Origin of the sequence: Wukongibacter baidiensis (assembly GCF_050888315.1) — a bacterium.
Taxonomy (GTDB): domain Bacteria; phylum Bacillota; class Clostridia; order Peptostreptococcales; family Caminicellaceae; genus Wukongibacter; species Wukongibacter baidiensis.
Genome location: NZ_CP138202.1, coordinates 3,099,863 through 3,122,407, shown reverse-complemented (window position 1 = coordinate 3,122,407; position 22,545 = coordinate 3,099,863). Strand labels below are relative to the sequence as shown.

The 22,545-nt window shown below is 33.8% G+C and carries 17 protein-coding genes and 5 tRNA genes; all 22 read left to right on the top strand.

Annotated elements, in window-relative coordinates:
* Positions 1–128 precede the first annotated feature (128 nt).
* The 22 genes from glmU (at position 129) to spoIIE (ending at position 22,370) form a co-directional block, all read left to right on the top strand.
* Complete coding sequence (glmU, locus tag R9X47_RS14195; protein ID WP_432667515.1) at positions 129–1,499, top strand: bifunctional UDP-N-acetylglucosamine diphosphorylase/glucosamine-1-phosphate N-acetyltransferase GlmU; 1,371 nt, start codon at positions 129–131, stop codon at positions 1,497–1,499.
* Positions 1,500–1,530: 31 nt separating this feature from the next.
* Positions 1,531–2,481 carry a ribose-phosphate diphosphokinase gene (locus tag R9X47_RS14190; RefSeq protein WP_432667514.1) on the top strand — a complete coding sequence of 317 codons (951 nt, stop codon included), beginning with the start codon at positions 1,531–1,533 and terminating at the stop codon, positions 2,479–2,481.
* Positions 2,482–2,678: 197 nt separating this feature from the next.
* A complete protein-coding gene (locus R9X47_RS14185; protein WP_432667513.1) occupies positions 2,679–4,709 on the top strand; it encodes a methyl-accepting chemotaxis protein in 2,031 nt (676 codons plus the stop codon).
* 252 nt (positions 4,710–4,961) lie between these two features.
* Complete coding sequence (gene pth, locus R9X47_RS14180) at positions 4,962–5,519, top strand: aminoacyl-tRNA hydrolase (RefSeq protein WP_432667512.1); 558 nt, start codon at positions 4,962–4,964, stop codon at positions 5,517–5,519.
* A gap of 303 nt (positions 5,520–5,822) precedes the next feature.
* The gene (mfd, locus tag R9X47_RS14175) at positions 5,823–9,338 is read left to right on the top strand and encodes a transcription-repair coupling factor (RefSeq protein ID WP_432667511.1); all 3,516 of its coding nucleotides are present in this window, start codon (positions 5,823–5,825) and stop codon (positions 9,336–9,338) included.
* Positions 9,339–9,646: 308 nt separating this feature from the next.
* Positions 9,647–10,624: a peptidylprolyl isomerase gene (locus tag R9X47_RS14170; protein ID WP_432667510.1), complete on the top strand. Its 978-nt coding sequence runs from the start codon at positions 9,647–9,649 to the stop codon at positions 10,622–10,624.
* Positions 10,625–11,047: 423 nt separating this feature from the next.
* Positions 11,048–11,599, top strand: coding sequence for a stage V sporulation protein T (spoVT, locus tag R9X47_RS14165; protein WP_432667509.1), 552 nt, complete (start codon positions 11,048–11,050; stop codon positions 11,597–11,599).
* A gap of 422 nt (positions 11,600–12,021) precedes the next feature.
* A complete protein-coding gene (locus tag R9X47_RS14160) occupies positions 12,022–13,629 on the top strand; it encodes a putative polysaccharide biosynthesis protein (protein ID WP_432667508.1) in 1,608 nt (535 codons plus the stop codon).
* Positions 13,630–13,662: 33 nt separating this feature from the next.
* Positions 13,663–15,135 (top strand): nucleoside triphosphate pyrophosphohydrolase, encoded by a 1,473-nt coding sequence (mazG, locus tag R9X47_RS14155; RefSeq protein ID WP_432667507.1) that lies wholly within the window; start codon positions 13,663–13,665, stop codon positions 15,133–15,135.
* A gap of 114 nt (positions 15,136–15,249) precedes the next feature.
* Positions 15,250–15,528 (top strand): HU family DNA-binding protein, encoded by a 279-nt coding sequence (locus tag R9X47_RS14150; RefSeq protein ID WP_432404972.1) that lies wholly within the window; start codon positions 15,250–15,252, stop codon positions 15,526–15,528.
* A gap of 131 nt (positions 15,529–15,659) precedes the next feature.
* Positions 15,660–15,902 (top strand): RNA-binding S4 domain-containing protein, encoded by a 243-nt coding sequence (locus tag R9X47_RS14145; protein WP_432667506.1) that lies wholly within the window; start codon positions 15,660–15,662, stop codon positions 15,900–15,902.
* Between the two features lie 259 nt (positions 15,903–16,161).
* Positions 16,162–16,461 carry a sporulation protein YabP gene (yabP, locus tag R9X47_RS14140; RefSeq protein WP_432667505.1) on the top strand — a complete coding sequence of 100 codons (300 nt, stop codon included), beginning with the start codon at positions 16,162–16,164 and terminating at the stop codon, positions 16,459–16,461.
* Between the two features lie 51 nt (positions 16,462–16,512).
* Positions 16,513–17,022 carry a spore cortex biosynthesis protein YabQ gene (yabQ, locus tag R9X47_RS14135; RefSeq protein WP_432667504.1) on the top strand — a complete coding sequence of 170 codons (510 nt, stop codon included), beginning with the start codon at positions 16,513–16,515 and terminating at the stop codon, positions 17,020–17,022.
* Positions 17,023–17,118: 96 nt separating this feature from the next.
* Positions 17,119–17,436, top strand: coding sequence for an FtsB family cell division protein (locus R9X47_RS14130; RefSeq protein ID WP_432667503.1), 318 nt, complete (start codon positions 17,119–17,121; stop codon positions 17,434–17,436).
* Between the two features lie 107 nt (positions 17,437–17,543).
* Positions 17,544–18,119 (top strand): S1 RNA-binding domain-containing protein, encoded by a 576-nt coding sequence (locus R9X47_RS14125; protein WP_432667502.1) that lies wholly within the window; start codon positions 17,544–17,546, stop codon positions 18,117–18,119.
* Positions 18,120–18,191: 72 nt separating this feature from the next.
* Complete coding sequence (locus tag R9X47_RS14120) at positions 18,192–19,124, top strand: Ppx/GppA phosphatase family protein (RefSeq protein ID WP_432667501.1); 933 nt, start codon at positions 18,192–18,194, stop codon at positions 19,122–19,124.
* Positions 19,125–19,230: 106 nt separating this feature from the next.
* Positions 19,231–19,319: transfer RNA gene (locus R9X47_RS14115), tRNA-Leu, on the top strand.
* Between the two features lie 4 nt (positions 19,320–19,323).
* Positions 19,324–19,400 (top strand) — tRNA-Met (locus tag R9X47_RS14110).
* Positions 19,401–19,462: 62 nt separating this feature from the next.
* Positions 19,463–19,538: transfer RNA gene (locus R9X47_RS14105), tRNA-Val, on the top strand.
* A gap of 39 nt (positions 19,539–19,577) precedes the next feature.
* Positions 19,578–19,654 (top strand) — tRNA-Asp (locus R9X47_RS14100).
* 4 nt (positions 19,655–19,658) lie between these two features.
* A tRNA-Thr gene (locus tag R9X47_RS14095) sits at positions 19,659–19,734 on the top strand.
* Positions 19,735–20,009: 275 nt separating this feature from the next.
* Positions 20,010–22,370 carry a stage II sporulation protein E gene (spoIIE, locus tag R9X47_RS14090; RefSeq protein ID WP_432667500.1) on the top strand — a complete coding sequence of 787 codons (2,361 nt, stop codon included), beginning with the start codon at positions 20,010–20,012 and terminating at the stop codon, positions 22,368–22,370.
* The last annotated feature ends 175 nt before the right edge of the window (positions 22,371–22,545 follow it).

Sequence of the window (22,545 nt, the reverse complement as noted above, 5' to 3'; positions counted from 1 at the left end):
TAATATAGAGTTCCCATGGTAAAACTTGATTCATGTATACACGAATACTCGATTCTTGTAGGTCTTTGGAATATATGAAAATTAATAGTGTTACTTAAAACTCTATAGTAAGGAGTGCTTTGAGGAATATGTTGATGTCTATTGTTTTAGCTGCTGGTGCAGGTACACGTATGAAATCAAAGCTGCCTAAGGTACTACATAAGGTGGCAGGTGTATCTATGATTGAACATGTTCTAGATATAGTAGAACATGTGAACTGCAATAAGAAGGTTGTGGTTATAGGCCACGGTGCAGATGAAGTTAAAAAAGCTATTGAACATAGGGATGCCAAGTTTGTCCTTCAAAGTGAAAGACTTGGTACCGGCCATGCTGTTATGCAGGCAGAAGAAGAAATACCTGAAGAAGGAAATGTAATAGTATTATATGGAGACACGCCACTTATTAGAGAAGAGTCTCTGGAGAAATTTATAAGTTTCCATCAGGATAACGATTTTACGGCCTCTGTGTTAACTACAGATATGGACGATCCTACTGGCTATGGTAGGATTATAAGGGACGACAAGGACCAAGTAATAGCAATAGTTGAAGAAAAAGATGCAAGTAAAGAACAAAAGAACATAAAAGAGATCAACTCTGGAATCTACTGCTTCAAAGCAATGGATTTAAAAAAGTCATTATCTAAATTAGATAACAAAAATAGCCAAGGCGAATATTATATAACTGATGTTATCGAGATTTTAAATAATGAAAATAAAAGAGTAAGTGCATTTAAGCTTGAAGATCATACTGAAATAATGGGTGTGAACTCTCGAAGGCAGCTTGCTGATGCAGAAAGAATAATGAGAGAAAGAATCATGAATAAGCTAATGGACAATGGTGTTACTATAATAGATCCAAGTAATACCTATGTTGGAAAAGACGTTAAAATAGAAAGGGATACGGTTTTGTATCCAGGAACATTCATAATGGGGAACACTGTAATAGGTGAAGATTGTATAATAGGCCCTGACGCCCGTATAGAAGATTCTACACTAAAGGATAATATTGAAATAAGAAATTCCACAGTTCTACAAAGTAGGATTGACTCAAATACTAAGGTAGGACCATATGCATACCTAAGACCAAATAGTGATTTGGGTAAAAATGTAAAAATTGGTGATTTTGTAGAAGTGAAGAATTCTAAGATTGGTGACAATTCCAAGGCTTCACATTTATCCTACATTGGAGATGGTGAAGTTGGCAAAAATGTAAATATTGGATGTGGAGTTGTATTTGTAAACTATGATGGGAAAAATAAGAACAAAACCATCGTTGAAGATAATGCCTTTGTAGGTTGTAATGTAAATCTTGTTGCTCCAGTTACCATTAAGAAAAATGCCTATGTTGCCGCTGGGTCAACAATTACTAAAGAGGTTTCAGAAGACTCTTTAGCTGTTGCAAGAATCAAGCAAAGCAATATAGAAGGATGGGTTAGGAGAAAAGGCTTAGTAAAAGAATAGCACTATACAATAAACTCTAGGAGGAAATACTATGAATGTTGAAAAAAGAAAGATTAAGGTTTTTGCGGGTAATTCCAATAAAAAATTAGCACTTGAAATTTGTGAAGAATTAGGTTTACCCCTTGGAATTGCTGAAGTTGATTCTTTTAGTGATGGAGAAATAGCTGTAAATATAACTGAATCGGTAAGGGGTGCTGATGTATATGTTATACAATCAACGAGTGCTCCTCTAGTAAATAGGTATCTTATGGAGTTACTTATTTTAATTGATGCTTTAAAAAGAGCCTCTGCTGCAAGAATCAATGCCGTTATACCATACTATGGGTATGCAAGACAAGATAGAAAGGCAAAGGCGAGGGATCCAATTTCTGCTAAGCTGGTTGCTGATCTTCTAACTACGGCTGGTGCTGATAGGGTTCTAACAATGGATCTACATGCTTCACAGATACAAGGATACTTTGACATTCCAGTTGACCACCTACTTGGAGTACCTATACTTGGAAACTACTTTAAAGAGCTTGGATTAGAAGATGTAGTTGTTGTATCACCGGATCTTGGAAGTGTAACTAGAGCTAGAAAATTTGCCGACAGAATTGATGCTTCCTTAGCTATTATTGATAAAAGAAGACCAAAGGCTAACGTAGCTGAGGTTATGAATATAATAGGTGAAGTAGAAGGCAAAAACGTTATACTAATAGATGATATGATAGATACTGCTGGAACCATAACACAGGCAGTAAAGGCATTAAAGAAATTTGGAGCAAAGGATGTATATGCATGTTGCACACATCCAGTATTATCTGGACCTGCTATTGAAAGATTACAAGATGCAGACATAAAGGAAATTGTAGTATTAGATACAATATTACTTCCTGAAGAAAAGAAACTTCCAAATATGAAGACTCTATCAGTAGCTCCTATACTCGGTGACGCTATAAAGAGAATATATGGAAATGAATCTGTAAGTGTGCTTTTTGATTAATTTGACCTATATACTTGTTAGTTAAAAATCACTTAAGATGGTCTGGTGACCATCTTTTTTTTGTGGTAAAAAAAAGGAATTTGGATAAAAATGTCGAATAAATAGACAATGTTGAACTGTGAAAAAAATGTAGCATTTATAAGTTTTGTAAGTTTGTACTTTGACCCACAGTTAAAAAAACAAAGGAGGAATTACATTTGAAAAAGGGATTTAAGAAAGGTATGGGAATTAAAGCAAAGCTAATAATTATGTTTGTTGTTCTTATAACTATTCCACTTTTAGCCTTGGGAACATTTTCCTATATGAAGTCTGTAGCTGTATTAGAGGAAAATCTTAAGACTTCTTCCCTTCAATTTGTCGAGCAGACTAAGGAAGCAATAAACAATATGATGAAGGGTTATGAAGAAAGTGCTGGACAAATGGCGCTAGATCCTAATGTACAACAGGTACTTAGTCATCCTGATTCTGCCGAGTGGATGATGAAGAGTTTCGAGAGCTATATCAAGAGCCATCCAGAAGCTGAATACATATATTTAGGTACAAAGAATAAGGATATGCATATGTATCCTAAGGAGGACCTTACTAATTACGATCCAACTTCAAGACCTTGGTATCAAAAGGCTAAAAAGGAGAATAAGATAATCTGGACAGAACCCTATAGAGATGCCAACACTGGAAATTTAACTATCACAGTAGCTATTCCAGTATACAATAATTTTAATAACAAAGAATTTGTAGGTGTAATGGGGATAGATTTAACATTAGATACCCTTGCTGCAAAGATGAATGAAATTGAAGTAGGTAAAAATGGATATCCGGTAATATTAGATGGGAATAGAAATACTATGACCCATAGAAATCCTGAGCTTATAGGGAAGCCTCTACCTATAGAGGAGATAAACAATGCATTAGATGAAAGCCATCATGGTTATGCTGATTATGAGTGGGATGAAGACCCTGACGGAGATGGAGTTAAAGAGTCATACGATAAGTTTGCTGTATTTACTAAGATTGAGAAATTAAATTGGACTATACTTGTTACAATGTACGTTAATGAGATTGGTGAGGATGCCTCCAGCGTGTTATCTACCACATTAATATTTGGAGCGATTTCATTAATTGTTGCGGTTGTTATTTCGTTAGTATTCTCATCAGGCTTAACTAAACATATCGCTAAGCTTCTACATAATATGGAGCAAATTAAGAAGGGTGACTTTACAGTAAGAAATGAAGTGAAAACTAGAGATGAGGTAGGAAGCCTTGCCGATGGATTTAACCTAATGATTGAAGATGTAGGTAATCTTATAAAAAATGTTCAAGGCTTATCATCAGAGGTTACAATGGCAGCCCAAGGACTTGCAGCAACATCAGAAGAAACTAGTGCTTCTGCTGAAGAAGTATCTAGGACAGTAGAAGAGATAGCTAAGGGTGCCACTGACCAAGCTTCGGAATCTGAGAGAGGAGCTGCATTAACGGCACATTTGGCTGAGAACTTTATTAAGCTTACGAGTAATACAGAGGATATGCTATCTTCAGCAAATGAAGTGTCTCAAGCAAATGTAAATGGTGTTAATATGATGACAGAACTCCAAGAAAAAACGAAGCAAAATGATGAAGCGACTTCAAAAATCGAAAGAGCAATTAGTGAGTTAGATGAAAAGACTAAGCACATAGGAAATATATTAGAAACAATAAGTTCTATATCTGAACAAACTAATCTTTTAGCTCTAAATGCGTCAATCGAAGCTGCAAGGGCAGGAGAACACGGCAAGGGATTTGCAGTTGTTGCCGATGAGATCAGAAAGCTTGCAGAGGATTCAAGGGATGCAGCCGATGAAATAAAGGAAATAGTAATAAATATTCAGAGAGATAGTGAGAATACAGTAGAAATAATGAAGGATGTTAAGGAAAGATCACAAGAACAATCAGAAGCGGTTAACGAAGTAAATAGCTCCTTTGATGCTATATCTACATCCATTGATAATATTTCAGGAAAGATTACTTCAATTGGGGAATTTGTTACAGCTATGAATAAAGAAAAGGATGAGATAGTTGCTGCTATAGAGAATATCTCAGCAGTATCAGAAGAAACCGCCGCAGCATCTGAAGAAGTTAGTGCTTCTATGCAACAGCAAAGTATGGCTGTTGAAGAGGTTGCTAGGGCAGCTGAAAGACTGAACGAGCTTTCTCTTGAGCTTAATGATGGAATAAAGAAATTTAAGATTTAATAGGTTTAAATAAAAAATAATTGCTGGATTAGAATTCAGCAATTATTTTTTTTGTCGACATTATTTCTCGAAGAGAAGTCGGACAAAACAAAACGAAGGGGTTCGATACTCAGGAGTTTTTATTTACACACTAATAAGAGGAACAAAGGAAGGGTAATATACTAATATATATTATATATAAGCATATATGGATTTTAAAAAGGTGAACTTATGGTATAATATTGATAGTTTTATATATATGAGGTGAGAATAATGTACGTAGTAGTTGGTCTAGGTAATCCAGGTAGAAAATATGATGCAACTAGACATAATGTAGGTTTTGAAGTAATAGACTATTTAGCATACAGAAATAATATTGAAGTAAAAAAAATTAAACATAAAGCACTAATTGGTGAAGGAACAATTGCAGGGAAGAAGGTTATGCTTGTTAAGCCACAAACTTTTATGAACCTAAGTGGGCAAAGCGTATCAGAAATATGTAATTACTATAAAATAGACTTGGATAAATTAATAGTAATATATGATGATATCGATATTGACTTCGGTAGAGTGAGAATTAGAAAGAAAGGTAGTGGTGGAACCCATAATGGAATGCGAAATATAATATACCTACTCCAGCAAGATGTTTTTCCAAGGGTAAGGATTGGTATTGGAAGACCTGAAAAGGGAGATCTAGTGTCCTTTGTTATAGGTAAATTTGCTGAAAAAGAGAAGGAAGATATTATACTTTCAATCAAATTAGCTACGGAAGCCGTTGAAAATATGATTGAAGAAGGTATAGATAAAGCTATGAATAATTATAATAAATAGATAATTAAGTCTTAAGTGAGTAATAAATTATGGAGATAAATATGAATAGATTAAAAATATATAACTAGTATTAACATGCCCGGGTCTTATGGATCCGGGCTAAAGGCGTTATCATTTAGATATAAAGAGTTCCAAGTAAATCTTAATTTATACATATTAAAATATCCGATGCTTCTGAGGATTTTTGATGTGTATAAGTTAAAGTTTTGACTGGAATCTCTATAACAAAACTGGAACCCTAATTAGGGGTTAGACTACAAAGTACTTCAGGTGTCTTTATTTTTGGAAGGAATGAGATAAGGAATGAATAATCTTTTTTCAAATGTTTTTAAAAGCTCTAAAGAGTATTCAAAATTAAGTCAGAGCATTAAAACTGGTATGTTTCCAATATCAATAACTGGACCATCGGGCTCAGCCGTTAGCAATACTATTTTTTCATTAAGCGCTAATAAAGGGGAGCAAAGCTTAGTTATAGCCCATAACGAATTGGAAGCTAGAAAGATATATGAGGATTTAAGATTTTTTACAGGTGATAGGGTTCTATACTTTCCTGCGAAAGAGATAACATTTTATGATGTGTATGCCCATAGTAATCAAATTATTGAGGAAAGATTAAAGGCTATTCGTTCAGTTCTGAGTGGTGAAAAATGTATTGTGGTTACAACGATTGATAGTATTTTGTTGAGATTAATTCCAGGAAAGGATTGGATAAGCCACGAAATATATCTGAAGATTGGAGATATTATAGATCTCAGTAATTTTATAGATAAACTTGTATTTATGGGATATGAAAGAGTAGACATGGTTCAGGGAAAAGGCCAATTTAGTGTCAGAGGAGGAATAATAGATTTCTACTCCTTTGTGGATGATTATCCGATTAGAATAGAACTGTTTGATGATGAAGTAGATTCCATAAGAAGTTTTGATATTGAAACTCAATTATCCTTAGAAAAACTAAAGGATATTATAGTTAAATCTACAAGGGAAACTCTTATAGATGATAAATTGCTCCAAAAGGGTATAGACAAGATAGAAAGCGAACTTAGTGAATATGAGAAGCGATTAGAGGATGGGCCAAAGGAGAGCTTGAAAGAAAAAATCGGAGAGGCTGTATCCAAGCTTAATAATAGAATATATTTTGACGGTATTCATAACTATATTAACTATTTATTAAATGAGACGGAAACCTTCCTAGACTATCTTCATGATGACAGCTTAATATTCATACATGAACCTGAAAGAATAAGGGAGAAGGTTCAGAGTTATTTGGATGACTTCAATGAAAGGTTTAAGCAGTTCCTTGAGAGGGGAGAGGTACTTACAGGTCAGTATAACATTCTACGGCCCTATGAAGAGACCCTAAAGGACTTAAACAACAGAAATACTATATTGATAAACAGCCTTCCTAAGAAGATAAAGGATTTCTATCCTAGCGCCCATATTTCCTTTGTAAGTAAGGATATGCATTCATATCATGGTAAAATGGATTTACTTGCAGAGGATATAAAGAACTGGAAATATAAAGGCTATAAGGTTGTATTGTTATGTAGGACTGATGAAAAAGGAAAAGGTATAGAAAATGAGCTAAGGGACAAGGATATTGAATGTCAGTACTTTAGTGATTTTAAAGAAAATATATTATCAGGCCAGACCTTTATTATTAGAGGTACCCTTGGAAATGGATTTATATTTACTGATTCTAAATTTATCATAATAAGTGAAAAAGAGATATTTGGATCATCAAAAAAGCAGAGAAGGAAGCAATTCAGTAAAAAAGGTAGAAAAATTAAAACCTTTAGAGATCTTGATATTGGTGATTATGTAGTACATGAAAATCATGGTATAGGAAAATATATTGGTATAGAGCAATTGAAGGTTGAAGATACAAAAAAGGACTACTTAAAAATAAAGTACTCCGGGACTGATCTTCTCTATGTTCCTATAGATCAAATGGATTTGGTACAAAAGTATATTGGCGGTGAAGAAAAGGCACCAAAGATAAATAAACTAGGTGGTGCTGAGTGGAAAAGAACGAAGGCAAAGGTTAAAAAAGCCATAGAAGATATGGCTCAGGATTTACTCAAGCTCTATGCTGCAAGAAAGTCATCTAAGGGCTATGGTTTTTCAAAGGATAGCCAATGGCAAAGACAATTTGAAGATATGTTTCCCTATGAAGAGACACCTGACCAATTGAGATGTATTGAAGAGGTTAAGGTAGATATGGAAAAAGAATCACCTATGGATAGGCTTCTGTGTGGAGATGTTGGCTTTGGAAAGACTGAAGTGGCAATAAGAGCAGCATTTAAAGCGATTATGGATGGTAAGCAAGTGGCCTTTTTAGTACCTACAACTATATTAGCCCAGCAGCACTATAACACCCTTGTAGAAAGATTTAAAAACTTTCCAGTTACCATAGAGATGCTTAGTAGATTCAGGAGCAGAGCCCAGCAGCAAAAGATTTTAGAGGATGTTAGAACAGGGGTTATTGATATTATAGTGGGAACCCATAGACTGTTGTCGAAGGATTTAGCTTTTAAGGATCTAGGTGTTTTGCTAGTTGATGAGGAACAAAGATTTGGAGTGAAGCATAAGGAAGCGCTTAAGGAATTGAAAAGAAGTGTTGATGTCTTAACTTTATCGGCAACTCCTATACCTAGAACCCTGCATATGTCTCTTATAGGGGTTAGAGATATGAGTATAATTGAAGATCCACCAGAGGATAGATTTCCCGTAGAAACCTTTGTTATGCCATATAACGAAGGAATGGTGAGAGATGCTATTGTAAAGGAACTTGAAAGAGGTGGACAGGTTTACTTTGTATATAACAGAGTAAAGGATATTGAAAAAATTACATCCACAATACAGACCTTGGTTCCTGAGGCTAGAGTAGCCTATGCCCATGGACAAATGAGTGAAAGAAAGCTAGAAAAAATAATGATAAGCTTTCTTAACAAGGAATTTGATGTAATAGTATGTACAACTATTATTGAGACTGGATTGGATATTGGAAATGTAAACACTATGATTATATTTGATTCTGATAAACTTGGGCTTTCACAATTATATCAGCTTAGAGGAAGGGTAGGACGAAGCAGCAGAATTGCCTATTGCTATCTCACATATGAAAAAGATAAGGTTCTTTCTGAGGTGGCTGAAAAGAGGCTTAGAGCTATAAAAGAATTTACTGAACTAGGTTCAGGATTTAAAATAGCCATGAAGGACTTAGAGATTAGAGGTGCAGGAAACCTACTAGGATCTCAACAGCATGGACACATGTCTGCTATTGGATATGACCTGTATTGTAAATTATTAGAGGATACAGTTAAATCCCTTAAGGGAGAAGATGTAGAGGATGTAATAGAAACTACAATTGATATAAACGTTGATGCTTTTATATCGAGCAAGTATATAGCTAACGAGAGATATAAGCTTGAAATATATAAGAAGATTGCATCAATTAGGGAGAAGCAAGATTCCTATAATATTGAGGAAGAAATAGAAGATAGATTTGGAACATTGCCTAGACCTGTGTATAACCTTATATCAATATCCTATATAAAGGTTTTAGCTCAAAAGCTTAAAATAGGTGGAATTTCGGAGGTTAAACAAGGATTTAAATTTGAATTTGATACTAAATATAAATTAGACCCTTATTTACTAGCTAAGATTTCTGAAAACTTTGGTAGGAAAATAATTATTAATTGTAGCAATAAACCCCACTTTATTTATAGAATGGATGATAAAAAAGGAAATCAAAATAGACAATTAGATGAATTGGAGAAGATGTTAGAAAAAATTAGAGGTTTTCAGCATGATTAATATAATATATAATAGTTATTATGAGAAAGTTGTGCAGAAAAACTTATGATATTTCATATTATTTATAATTAGTTTTATATTTGTACATATAAAATTTTACTATAAATGATATAAGGACAGAATAAGTTTCTAAACAATTTAAATTGTATCACAAATATTTTGGTTCTAATAATAGAGATCTAAGAAAAACTATTGGTTTGTACTCTTCCAAAATTCCTGGGAATATTGAATATTTGGATATGTGTAAATTAAGTTTTGTTATATTAATTCTATAATTTAGGACAACATCGATGAGGGAGATGGTTTTTTTGTTTCAAATAAATAAGAGAGTGCTGTCAATAGCTTTAGTGCTAATGCTTTTAATGACAACCCTTGCTGCGTGTCAGCAACCTGAGGACAAGCCTACTGTAGATGAAAATGTAATAGCTAAGGTTAATGGTGAAAATATATATCTTGAAAGCTTTACTAAGAACTTTGTTGTAGTAGAAAAAAGATACAATGAATGGTATACAGAAAATATTTGGAGTCAAGAAATTAATGGGAAAACAGTTTTAGAGATAGTAAAGGGTCAAGTTCTAGACAAACTAATTACTGAAGAACTAATAAAGCAAGAAGCTGATAAAAAAGGAATTAAAGTTGATGAAGCAAAGGTTGAAGAAACCTACACTACTTTTAAAGAACGTTTAGACCAAGATGAGACGCTAAAAACCTTTTATGCAGAGAACAACCTAGATGATGAATTTGTAAAAAAACAAATAAGCATGGAAATGCTTGTTTCTGAATATGAAAAAACTGTGATTGACGAACTAGGGCTTAAGGGTGAAAAGTTAGACGAAATCACTAAGGATTATGTTGTTCAAGTTAGAGCAAAGCATATATTGATCAAGGATGAAACGAAGGCTAAGGAAATACTTGAAAAGGCTAAAGCGGGAGAAGATTTTACAACTTTAGCAAAGGAAAATTCTGAAGATCCAAGTGCTAAAGATAATAATGGAGATCTAGGATTTTTCCCGAGAAATGCAATGGTGCCAGAGTTTGAAGAAGCTGCATTTTCACTTAATATCGGTGAGATAAGTGAGTTGGTAAAAACAGAGTATGGTTACCATATAATTAAGGTAGAAGGTAAAAAGACTATATCTGATTTAAAAGATGAAATATCAGAAGAAGAGCTAGCAATGGAAAAGAAAAACGTAGAAGCGAAAATAATTCAAGACAAATTTATCGAGAAAATTGAAGAATTAAAGAGTAATGCAGAGATTGAAAAATTTGAAGAAAATTTAAAATAGAAATTTAGAGGAATATATTCCTTAAATAATGAGATAAAAAATCCATGGAGAATTCCATGGATTTTTCATTTTGTTGACAAAGTCAACAGGATGATAGGCTGTTGAGAAATCTGAAGTTCGAGGCGTGCTGAAACTAAGAGACCGCAGCGTATACAGACATACGTAAGGGTTCTTGGTTGAAGCAACAACGAAGAAATTCAGGTTTGTCAACAGTCTCAAAAATCCATGGAGAATTCCATGGTTTTTTTATTGAGATCATTTTTCGAAGAAAGATATGACTCAAACAAGGGGATTTTATGTCCCCGAGTTTTTATTTTATCGAACAAAAAAAGAAATTTACCATATATGTATAAAAAATATATATGAACAAATACTAACCATAAGTTAGCAGTTCACTTCAAATGATTTTAGGAGGGAAAACAATTGAAAGCGACTGGAATAGTTAGAAGAATAGACGACTTAGGCAGAGTTGTTATTCCTAAGGAAATTAGAAGGACACTCAGAATAAGAGAAGGTGACCCATTAGAGATTTTTACAGATAGAGAAGGAGAAGTAATACTTAAAAAGTATTCGCCCATAGGAGAACTGAATGAATTTGCTACTGAATATGCTGAGTCTTTAAATGAAACCATAAATGCTATAGCTATAATTACAGATAGAGATAATGTAGTTGCTGTAGCTGGAGGTTCAAAAAAGGAATACTATGATAAAAGAATTAGTAAAGATTTAGAATCTGTAATTGAGCAAAGAGAATCAGCAGTATACAACGAAGCAGATAAACTGGTTCCTATAACCATTGAAGAAAGTGATATGAGAAAATATTCTTCACAAATTATAGTTCCGATAGCTGCTCATGGAGATCCTATAGGTTCAGTAATACTTATTTCAAAAGACACAGATAGACTGATGGGAGAACTAGAGACAAAGATTGCTGAAACTGCTGCAGGATTTTTAGGTAAACAAATGGAGCACTAATAATATACAGTGTTATACATATTGAAGTAAGCATTATAAAAGGTACTTCATTATGAAGTAGTGACAATAAAGGGAATTGCTTTTAAATGTAAAGTTGTAAAAGCTAATATCCATAATGTTACTACTTTTTTCTTTTTTTTGCTAAAAATCTACTGATAAGGGAAGGTGCGATTGAGAAGTTAGACTGATTCACATACTTATAGATTATTTAGAAATCTTAAAATTATAATATTTTGTTTAAAATATAGGATTTATTTCATATATTTTGATATAATTAATATGCTTTGTAATATATATCATTTGCAATGTATAGAGAAGCGTAGAATTGAGAAAACTCATTAATTAGAAATAAATCTATATCAAATAGTTATTATAGAGATTTAAATAAACTTATTGATTTCTATATATTAGGAGGACATGGAATGGAAAAAGGGAGATCTAATTCATTTGTAAAGGGAGCCTTTATATTAGGCATAGCGGCTATTATAGCTAAAATTTTGGGAGCAGCTTTTAAAATTCCCTTAACAAACTTAGTAGATGACACAGGAATAGGATATTATAATAGTGCCTATCCAATTTATGGAGCTTTACTTGCAGTTTCAACAGCAGGGATACCGGCTGCTATTGCAAAGATGGTTTCTGAGAGGGTAGCAGCGGGAGATAGATATGGTGCCCATAGAGTATTTAAAGTGTCTTTTTTTGTGCTCTTTATAATAGGTTTAACTACATCAGTTTCCTTATTTGCAGGAGCAGATTTAATATCCAACCTTGTAGTTGAAAATCCTAAAGCATACTATTCTATGTTGGCTTTATCCCCAGCTCTGTTTTTTGTATCTATAATGTCATCATTTAGGGGATATTTTCAAGGGCTTCAAGACATGAAGCCTACTGCCATATCTCAGATTATAGAGCAATTTGGTAGGTTCTCTGTGGGTCTTTATTTAGCATATAAGCTTTCGAAATTCAGCATCGAAAAAGCTGCAGCTGGAGCTACATTTGGAGCAACTGCTGGCGCTTTTCTAGGTAGTATATTTGTTACATACTTATATTTTAGATATAGAAGAAAAAACCTTGGCGATCTACAGAAAACAAATGGAACTCATGAATCTTCCACAGAAATAATAAAGAAATTACTTTCAATAGCTATACCAATTACTATGGGTGCAGCAGTATTACCACTTATGAATGCTATTGATACAGGAATAGTAATAAGACGACTTATGATGATAGGTTACGAAAATGAAGTTGCCAATAAGCTTTGGGGACAACTAGGTATGGGTAATACTATAATAAACTTTCCTCAAGCGATAACAGCAGCTTTACAGGTGAGCCTAGTACCGGCTATTGCTTTTGTAGTGGCTAGAAAAAATAGAGTAGAACTACTAAAGAATGTTGAAGCAGGAATCAAAATAACGTTGCTGATTGCGTTGCCGGCTGCTGTAGGACTCTCGATGCTCTCTACGGATATAATGCTTCTTCTATACCCCTCTAAGGTTGAAGCAGCTATGGGGGCTGGAGAGATTCTAAGAATCTCAGCATGGGGAATTATTTTCTTATCATTATTCCAAACGCTTACGGGTATATTACAGGGATTAGGTAAACAGCTTGTTGCTGCTGGAAATTTACTAGTTGGTGCAATAGTTAAACTTATTTTAAGCTATATACTAATTGCTATTCCTGCCTTAAATATTAGAGGTGCAGTCATGGCGACTGTAGTAGGATTTGCAATAGCATGTATACTTAATTTTGTTTTTGTAAAGAAATATACTAAGGTTAAATTTAATATCATACAAGACTTCATAAAGCCTGTTATATCTGTTGGAGTCATGGCAATAGGTGTTAGGTATTCCTATTCGTTTTTAAGCCTAGGTATCAGTTCTAGAATGGCTACAGTTGTTTCTATTGCAATAGGTGCTCTAATATATGGTTTCATGCTTCTTGTGACTAGAACATTAAGCGAAGAAGACTTTGAATTAATGCCTGGGGGAAGAAAGCTTTATAAGGTTGCCAAGGTATTTTATAGAAAGTAATGGAGAATTAGTAACAAGTTTGAGGTGATAAAAGTGACAAAAAAAATTACTGTAGTAGGGATTGGACCTGGAGGAAAACAATATCTAACTTTAGAGGCTTTTGAGAAAATTAGAGAAGCAAATATGCTATATCTTAGAACTGAAAGGCATCCTATTGTTGACTATATAAAAACTCTAGGTATAAAAACAGAGAGTTTTGACAATATTTATGATACATATGAAAACTTTCAAGAGGTCTATGACAAAATCGTGGACAAGCTTATTGAATTATCTCAGAATGAAGATGTAGTCTATGCAGTTCCAGGAAGCCCATTTGTGGCTGAAAATACAGTACAAAAGCTTATAGAAATTTGTAAGCGAGAAGATGTTAAGCTAGAATTTGTAGCAGGTGTAAGCTTTATAGAGGCAATTATTAGCACTCTTGGTAAGGACCCCGTAAATGGACTTAAGATTATCGATGCCTTGCAAATGGATATACAGAAGCCAGATTTTGATGTAGACATAATAATAACTCAAGTGTATAATAGATTTGTTGCATCAGATGTCAAGTTGAAACTTATGGAATATTATGATGATGAATATGAAATAACAATAATTAGAGCCGCAGGAATCGATGGTGAAGAAAAGATAGTTAAGGTTCCATTATATGAATTAGACAGAATAGATTGGCTAGATCACTTAACGAGTATATTTATTGAAAAAATTGACAATAATAAAATTAAAAAATATAAAATGGATAATTTGGTAAGCATTATGGAACAACTAAGAAGTAAAGAGGGTTGTCCTTGGGATAGAGAGCAAGACCACCAAAGCTTAAAGCCATATCTTATTGAAGAAAGCTATGAAGTTCTGGAGGCTTTAGAGGATGACGATATGGAACTTCTAGAAGAAGAACTAGGAGACTTACTTCTGCAGATAGTGTTTCATAGCCAAATAGCTAGAGAAAATGGATACTTTAATATATCTGATGTAATAGCAGGTATATGCGACAAACTTATAAGCAGGCATCCACATGTTTTTGGAGAGTTAGAGGTAGATTCTTCTGAGAAGGTTTTAGTAAATTGGGAAGAAATAAAGCGTGAAGAAAAGGAAGAAAAGAGCCATACTGAATCCCTTGTGAGGATACCGAAACAATTACCAGCTCTAATGAAAAGCTACAAAATACAAGGAAAAGCTGCAAAGGTTGGCTTTGATTGGGAAGATGTACATGGTGCCCTTAAAAAGGTTTCAGAAGAGCTTCAAGAATTAATTGATGTATTAGACAGTGATAACAAGGAGGAGATCAATGAAGAAGTAGGAGATTTGTTATTTGCTGTAGTAAATGTAGCTAGATTTTTAGAAGTTAGACCTGAATTAGCACTAAATCGAACAATCGAAAAGTTCATTAGAAGATTTAAATTCATAGAGGAGTCAGCTGAGAAAGATAGTAAAAAAATGGAAGAAATGACCCTCGAAGAGATGGATAATTTGTGGAATTTGGCAAAAAAAATAGAAAAAAAGACCTAATTTTAAAAAAAAACCCTCAAAAAGAAGGATTTTTCAATAAAACATAGAATTAGCATATACGTAATGAAATAGAATTATATTGAAAACTAAAGATTAATCTAAGGAGGTTAAATTATGAACAAAGCACAATTAGTTGCAAGCATGGCTGAAAAGTCAGAGTTAACAAAAAAAGATGCAGAGGCTGCTTTAAATGCATTTATGAAGAGTGTTGAGGAATCATTAGTAGCTGGAGAAAAGGTTTCACTTGTTGGATTTGGTACTTTTGATGTAAGAGAAAGAAAGGCAAGACAAGGAAGAAACCCTAGAAATCCTGAGCAAGTAATTGAAATCCCAGCTTCAAAAGCACCTGTTTTCAAAGCTGGTAAAGCATTAAAAGACATGGTAAATGAGTAAGATTTAAAAAAGAAAAGCAGCTTAGCTGCTTTTTTCTTTTTGAGGTCATTTTTCGAAGAAAAATGCGACCAAAACGAAAGGGTTCGATACCCTTGAATTTTTACTTTTTGAATTCAAAAGGAGTTGTTTTTATGAGAGTAGACAAGTTTTTAAAAAACTCTAGAATTATAAAAAGAAGGACTGTAGCTAAAGAAGCCTGCGAACAGGGTAGAGTTAAAGTGAATGATAAAAACGCTAAGCCTGGAACAGAAGTAGAAGCAGGAGATATCATTGTTATTGAGTTTGGAACAAGAACCATTAAGGCCGAGATTCTGGATTTGAAAGAGCACGTTACTAAAGATGGTGCTAAGGAAATGTATCGAATAATTGAATAGAAATTTACCGTAAGAGATATCTAGTGAAGGTATCTTATGAATTTAAGCCTTAGGGTGTTTCAGAATGTATGAATTACAAGTAATATAATTCATCATTCTGAAACACCCTTTGTTTTATAACACATAGAAAATTATAAACATTTTTGAGAATCTTTATAAAAGCCTTTGCTCTAATTTTCTAGCTCCTTTAGGCACCTCTGTTAAATAGTAATATATTTAAAACTTGTATCATATCCTTATAAGAGAGGGAGGTGTCTTTTTGGAAGAAAGGAGAAATATAAGTAATATGAGTAATAGATCTCATAACGTAGTATTAGAGAATAGAAAAAAAATGAGTGTTTCTGGTGTAGAACACGTCACAAGCTTTAATCCTGACCTAATCATTCTAGTTACTGTACAAGGTAATATGACCATAAAGGGAGCAGAACTTGATATAAAGAAATTAAACCTAGATGATGGAAATCTATCGATAGAAGGTTATATTAACTCTATTGTATATAGTGATAAAGAGGACATTGGGTCTAAAGGCATAGGCTTCCTTGGAAAGATGTTCAAATAAAAGAATCATAGTTTTCAGCAATCTTTGTTCTTGTATTGAGGTGGAAGATATATGTCTACATTTGTATATTATCAATTATATATTTTTTTAGCTACTTTTTATGGAGGCGTGGTTATTGGATTCATGTATGATGTCTATAAGATATATAGGACCATACTACAACCTAATAAAATTGTCGCCATAATACAGGACCTATTGTTTTGGATTGTTATTTCTGGAGTAGCAATACATGTTCTGGTATACAGTAATGATGGACAGCTAAGAGCATACTCTCTACTAGGATTTATGGTAGGAGCTTTAATATACAATCTACTATTAAGCAGGATAGTTGTAAAAACCATTAATAAGGTATTAAAAACCATAAGAGGAATAATCCATTATGTTTATAATAAAATAAGAGGTGCTTTCATCCACTACATAAAACTATTAATATACCCTTTGAAGAAAGTCCGTAAGACCTTGGAACCAATAATCATTAAGATTAGAAGAATTAGAAGAATTCCAAATAGGATTCTTCAGGAAATAAGAAAGTACTCTAAGATGATGTTAGAGAAGAAATAATATAGAATAATATGAGATACTTGAAGGAAAAACAATAAATTCATAGAATATCTTTAGATAGAGCTGAAGTTAAACCATATCTAAGGATGTGAAGCTATGGGTAAAAATAGAAAAAAAAGAAAGGGAAGCTTCTTAAAAAGAAATAGAATTGCTTTGCTTTTTTTAGGCGGCTTATTGGCATATTTATCAATAACTATAGTGAATCAAGAGATAAAACTAAGAGATCTGCAAAAAGAAGAAACGCAATTGCAAAAGAGAGCTGATCAACTAAAAGAAGAAGTGAGTGAGATGGAAAAGAAATCCAAAGAAAGTGCGAATCCAGAGTTTATTGAAAAAACAGCTAGAGAAAAATTGAAAATGGTAAAGCAAAATGAGATAATATACATTATTCAAGATGAAAAGCAGTCAGATTAAATTAAAGTGCGAGATACCTGATAAAAGTTATATTGACATAGTTGGTATGATAAAATATAATTGATGTGAGGTAATAACGTAAAAAAAATTAAGGAGGAAGGTTTTTAATGGCCTTGGAAATTGGTAAGGTAGTTGATGGCACTGTTACAGGTATTACAAATTTTGGAGCTTTCATACAACTGCCAGATGGGAATACTGGACTATGTCATATTTCAGAAATAGCTGATGAGTACGTAAAGAATGTAAAAGATTACTTAAAGGAACAACAGGTAGTAAAGGTTAAGATTATTGAGACGAATGGTAAGGGGAAGGTGAGTCTTTCAATACGAAAAGCCATCGACCCGGAAGTAAAGAAAGCAGAAAGAAAACCTGAATATCAGAAGAATGAAGGAAGACCAAAATATAACAAGCCACAAAATGATCAAGGCTCAAGAAACTATGGATCTAAACCACAAGGATCTAAATCCTATGGATCTAAACCTTACGGGTCTAGACCACAAGGAGGATCTAAGCCTTACGGATCTAGATCACATGGTTCGAAATCACATGGTTCAAAGATGCAAGGCGGTGGCTTTGAAGATATGCTGTCAAAGTTTATGAAAGACAGCGATGAAAAGTTGAAAACCATGAAGAAGAGTGCCAGCAACAGAAGAGGCAATGGCTTTAATAGAAGTGGTGAATAATTAATAGATAATACCGGGAATTTTTTCCCGGTTTTATATATGTAAACAAGCCGTAAAGGAGAAGTAAATATTATGGAAAAATGTTGTGTCATTGACATTGGGACAAACTCTATAAGAATGCTTACTGCAAAGCTTGAAAATGGATATATAATTGAGAATGAAAAAATCCTTGAAATGACCAGAATAGGTGAAGGGGTAGACAGAACAAAGACATTATCTAAAGAGGCTATAGAGAGAAGTATCGCCGCACTTAAGAAATTTAAAGACAAGGCTTCATGCAATGGAATAGATGACATTAAGATAATCGCAACTAGTGCCGTTAGGGATGCTGTAAATAGAGAAGTCTTTCTAAAAAGAGCTAAAGATGAGCTAGGCTTAGATATTGAAGTGATTAGTGGTGAAAGAGAGGCTGAATTAGGATTTATAGGAGTTATTAATGGAATAGATGAACAGGTAGATAATGTATTAGTTATAGATATTGGTGGGGGAAGTACCGAGTTTGTATTTGGAGATAGTAAGGGTATAAGATTCTCCAAGAGCTTAAATGTTGGAGCTGTTAGAATGACAGATAAGCATATAGACACCGATCCTATTTCTGATATTGAAATGGATAGTTTAGCAGATGATATAAGAAGAATAATAGATGAAATAGTTGGAGACTTACAGAAATTTGAAATAAAAGAGGTTGCAGGGATAGGCGGTACAGCTACATCCTTGGCAGCAATAGCTCAAAGCCTAGAAATTTATGATAGAGAGAAAGTCCATAACTATAATCTAACAATTGAAGAAATAAGTAATATGGTTGATCGTTTTAAGCTCTGCGATAATGATGAGCGTAGAAAGTTTAAAGGACTGCAACCGAAGCGTGCTGATATTATTTTGGCTGGAAGTAAAATTTTATATGAAATACTTACAGCATTAAATATCGAGAAAATAAGAATCAGTGACTTTGATAACCTTGAAGGCTATATTTATTGGGAGAAAGAAAATATAAACAAGAAATAGCCGAGACAGGATATTCCTATATATGGATAAAAAAATATGTAGTCTTTTATTGACAAAGGGTAAAAAATGTTGTATTATATTACTTGTCGCTGATAAAAAATATCCCGCCGGGGTGGCGGAACTGGCAGACGCACAGGACTTAAAATCCTGCGGTCCTTAAAGACCGTACCGGTTCGATTCCGGTCCCCGGCACCATTGTGGCGGCGTAGCTTAGTTGGCTAGAGCGTTCGGTTCATACCCGAAAGGTCGGTGGTTCGAGTCCACTCGCCGCTACCACAAATTAAAACTGGAGATAATGATCAAATCCTAGCATGCTCCAGGCATCTTAATCTAATTAAGGGCGCATAGCTCAGCTGGGAGAGCACCTGCCTTACAAGCAGGGGGTCACAGGTTCAAGTCCTGTTGCGCCCACCAAATTATTTGCCTAGAGGCAAATAATCAAACTTTTAATACGGTCCAGTAGTTCAGTTGGCTAGAACGCTAGCCTGTCACGCTAGAGGTCGAGGGTTCGAGTCCCTTCTGGATCGCCATTATGCTGGTGTAGCTCAATTGGTAGAGCAGCTGACTTGTAATCAGCAGGCTGCGGGTTCGAGTCCCATCATCAGCTCCATTAAGAAAAAGACACGGAAAAGAAAACCGTGTCTTTTTCTTTTACGTTAAAAAGCTATACCTATAACTTTCTACTGATAAAATGACTTCAATCGTCTTTCTTCTATTATTTCCTAGGAAATATGATGTCGAAAATAAAATTTATAAAAGCATACACTTGATTTTGTCTATCGCTGATATAAAATGTCTTAAAGTTTTTGGAATATCTAGAGTCATCTTGACAAATATTTTAGACACCTATTGTTATAATTCTTATTAACAGGGGGTGTTTTTATTATGTTAAAATTAAATACTGGAAATTTAAAAAAGGTAGGTCGAAAATATGGACAAGCTACCCATATAATAAATAGACATTTTATCTTTTTAGCACTAATAGCTTTTTTGTTAGGACGAGCCTCAATTCTCGAAGGGCTAATGCCCTTTGGAGTAGCATTTTTCTCAATAATGATAATAAAGGACAAAAGGAATATTGGATTAGGAGTAATTGTTTTACTTGGAATAATGACAACTGGGCCTGATCAATATAAGTATATGTTTATATTGGGATCTATCGCGCTCCTATTTATGACTGGCATTAGAGGGCTGAACTTTAATATGTTTAAATTAGCTTTTTTAACAGCAATAATTACATTTCTAGCAGGAGCCGGGTACGTATTTTTTACTGATTTTTATTTATATGATTTGTTTATGATTGGATTTGAAGCAATTGTGGTATTTGTTTTTACATATATTTTATCCTATGCCGTTCCTGCGCTTACCAATAACTCAAACAGGAAGGTATTATCTAATGAAGAAGTTATTTGTATTGCCATTGTAGCAGCAGTCGCCGTACTTGGATTATCAGAGGTAAATGTATTTGGATTCTCACTAAAAAATATTATTGGAATGTTATTGACCCTATTTTTTGCCTATAATGGAGGAGCGTCCATAGGAGCAGCTGTAGGGGTAACTATTGGAGTTATAACCAGCATGACCATAACAGGAGCTCCGATTATAATAGGAATATATGCTTTCTCAGGGTTGTTGGCAGGAATCTTTAAAGATATGGGCAAGACAGCATCTGCTTTAGGAATGATATTAGGTAATTCTATATTAACCTTTTATGTTAATGGATCAACTGAGACAATTATACAATTAGAGGAAATATTGATTTCCTTTGCTATTTTCATTGTAACTCCGAAGGCCTTATCTGGTTATATGGCTAAAATCATTAACTCTAAAATAAATACCATTGAAATGGATAGGTTGTACAGCGAAAGAATTAAAAAGTTTACTAATAAGCAATTGAGGGAGTATGCAACAGCGTTTTCAGAGCTAGCTGTGACATATTCTAAAATATCCGAGAAGGAAAAGATTATTGAAAATAATGAAGTTACAAACCTTATCAATGATATAGCTAACTCCATATGTGCAAACTGCAGTATGAAAAGAAGCTGTTGGGATAATTATTTCTATAGTACATATAATGGGATAATGGATGCTATTACAACCCTAGATACCCAAGGAAAACTGCATAAAAATAATTTTCCATCGTATCTAAAAAAGAAATGCCTTAAAGAGGATAAACTTTTAGAAAAAATAAACTCCACCTATGAAATATATAAGGTAGGATACAAATGGAGTAAAAAACTTTTCGAGATGAGACAGCTGGTTTCAGAGCAGTTTAATGGGGTGGCTCAAATTATTGATGAGCTGTCTAATGAGATTACGACTAAAGTAGAATTTAAGAAGGACGTAGAAGATGCTCTTTATGTAGCCTTTGATAAGGAAAAAATATTTGTTGATAACATTACGGTTCTTGAAAACGAAAAGGGTAAATTTCAAATTGATATAGAAAAGAAAAATTGCTTTAATAGGAGAATATGTGAAAATCAAATCATTCCCCTTGTATCATCGATTATAGGGAAGGAAATTGTAAAAAAGAATAATGACTGTTTAGTTGATGGTGGTTGTGTTATTCAACTCATAGAAGCTCAAAGATATAGAGTTAACACCGGGATAGCAAAGGTTTCTAAGGACAACAATGCTGTAAGTGGTGACAACTATTCCTTCCAAAGCCTTAAGGATAATAAATACATGATTGCTTTGAGTGATGGAATGGGCTCTGGCGAGAAGGCAGCTAAAGAAAGTATAGCAACCATAACCTTGCTTGAACAGCTAATGGAAGCAGGCTTTGGTAAAGATATAGTTATAAATACCATTAACTCTGTACTTATGTCAAAATCTTTGGATGAGGCTTTTTCTACAATAGACCTATCCATAATCGACCTTTATACAGCGAAGGTAGAGTTTATAAAAATTGGTGCCGTATCATCATTTGTTAAAAGAAGGAATGGAGACGTAGAGATTATAGAGTCATCCTCGCTACCTGCTGGAATTATAAATGAGATATTTTTAGATAGTAAAATATTAAAGCTGGGTGACGGAGATTTTGTAATAACGATGTCCGATGGAATACTGGATGCAGATAAAAACTTCTTGAATAACTCAAACTGGGTTGTAGAACTCTTAAGAGAGTCAGACAGTAGAAATCCTCAAACTATAGCCGATGAAATACTGGATAAGGCAATAGAAAAAAGGCAGGACAAAATTGATGATGATATGACGGTATTAGTAACGAAGATTTGGAAGAGATAAGTTGCCTGAATTTCAAAACCTTGAAACACACTGGGGCGGAACTCATAAGAGAACTTTATGAGTCAGCCTCTTTTTTATATGTCGAAAATCGTATATAATATTAATTGCTAGAAAATATTAACAATACACATAAAAATATTTATATGGAATAAAATACCAAAGACTGTTATTAGAA

What these genes read in the sequence shown, in the direction of transcription:
- R9X47_RS14120 (WP_432667501.1), top strand. Translation starts at nt 18,192, where the DNA reads ATGGAAAAATGTTGTGTCATTGACATTGGGACAAACTCTATAAGAATG.
- spoIIE (WP_432667500.1), top strand. Translation starts at nt 20,010, where the DNA reads ATGTTAAAATTAAATACTGGAAATTTAAAAAAGGTAGGTCGAAAATAT.
- R9X47_RS14145 (WP_432667506.1), top strand. Translation starts at nt 15,660, where the DNA reads ATGAGAGTAGACAAGTTTTTAAAAAACTCTAGAATTATAAAAAGAAGG.
- R9X47_RS14130 (WP_432667503.1), top strand. Translation starts at nt 17,119, where the DNA reads ATGGGTAAAAATAGAAAAAAAAGAAAGGGAAGCTTCTTAAAAAGAAAT.
- pth (WP_432667512.1), top strand. Translation starts at nt 4,962, where the DNA reads ATGTACGTAGTAGTTGGTCTAGGTAATCCAGGTAGAAAATATGATGCA.
- yabQ (WP_432667504.1), top strand. Translation starts at nt 16,513, where the DNA reads ATGTCTACATTTGTATATTATCAATTATATATTTTTTTAGCTACTTTT.
- R9X47_RS14160 (WP_432667508.1), top strand. Translation starts at nt 12,022, where the DNA reads ATGGAAAAAGGGAGATCTAATTCATTTGTAAAGGGAGCCTTTATATTA.
- glmU (WP_432667515.1), top strand. Translation starts at nt 129, where the DNA reads ATGTTGATGTCTATTGTTTTAGCTGCTGGTGCAGGTACACGTATGAAA.
- mfd (WP_432667511.1), top strand. Translation starts at nt 5,823, where the DNA reads ATGAATAATCTTTTTTCAAATGTTTTTAAAAGCTCTAAAGAGTATTCA.
- R9X47_RS14125 (WP_432667502.1), top strand. Translation starts at nt 17,544, where the DNA reads ATGGCCTTGGAAATTGGTAAGGTAGTTGATGGCACTGTTACAGGTATT.
- R9X47_RS14150 (WP_432404972.1), top strand. Translation starts at nt 15,250, where the DNA reads ATGAACAAAGCACAATTAGTTGCAAGCATGGCTGAAAAGTCAGAGTTA.
- R9X47_RS14190 (WP_432667514.1), top strand. Translation starts at nt 1,531, where the DNA reads ATGAATGTTGAAAAAAGAAAGATTAAGGTTTTTGCGGGTAATTCCAAT.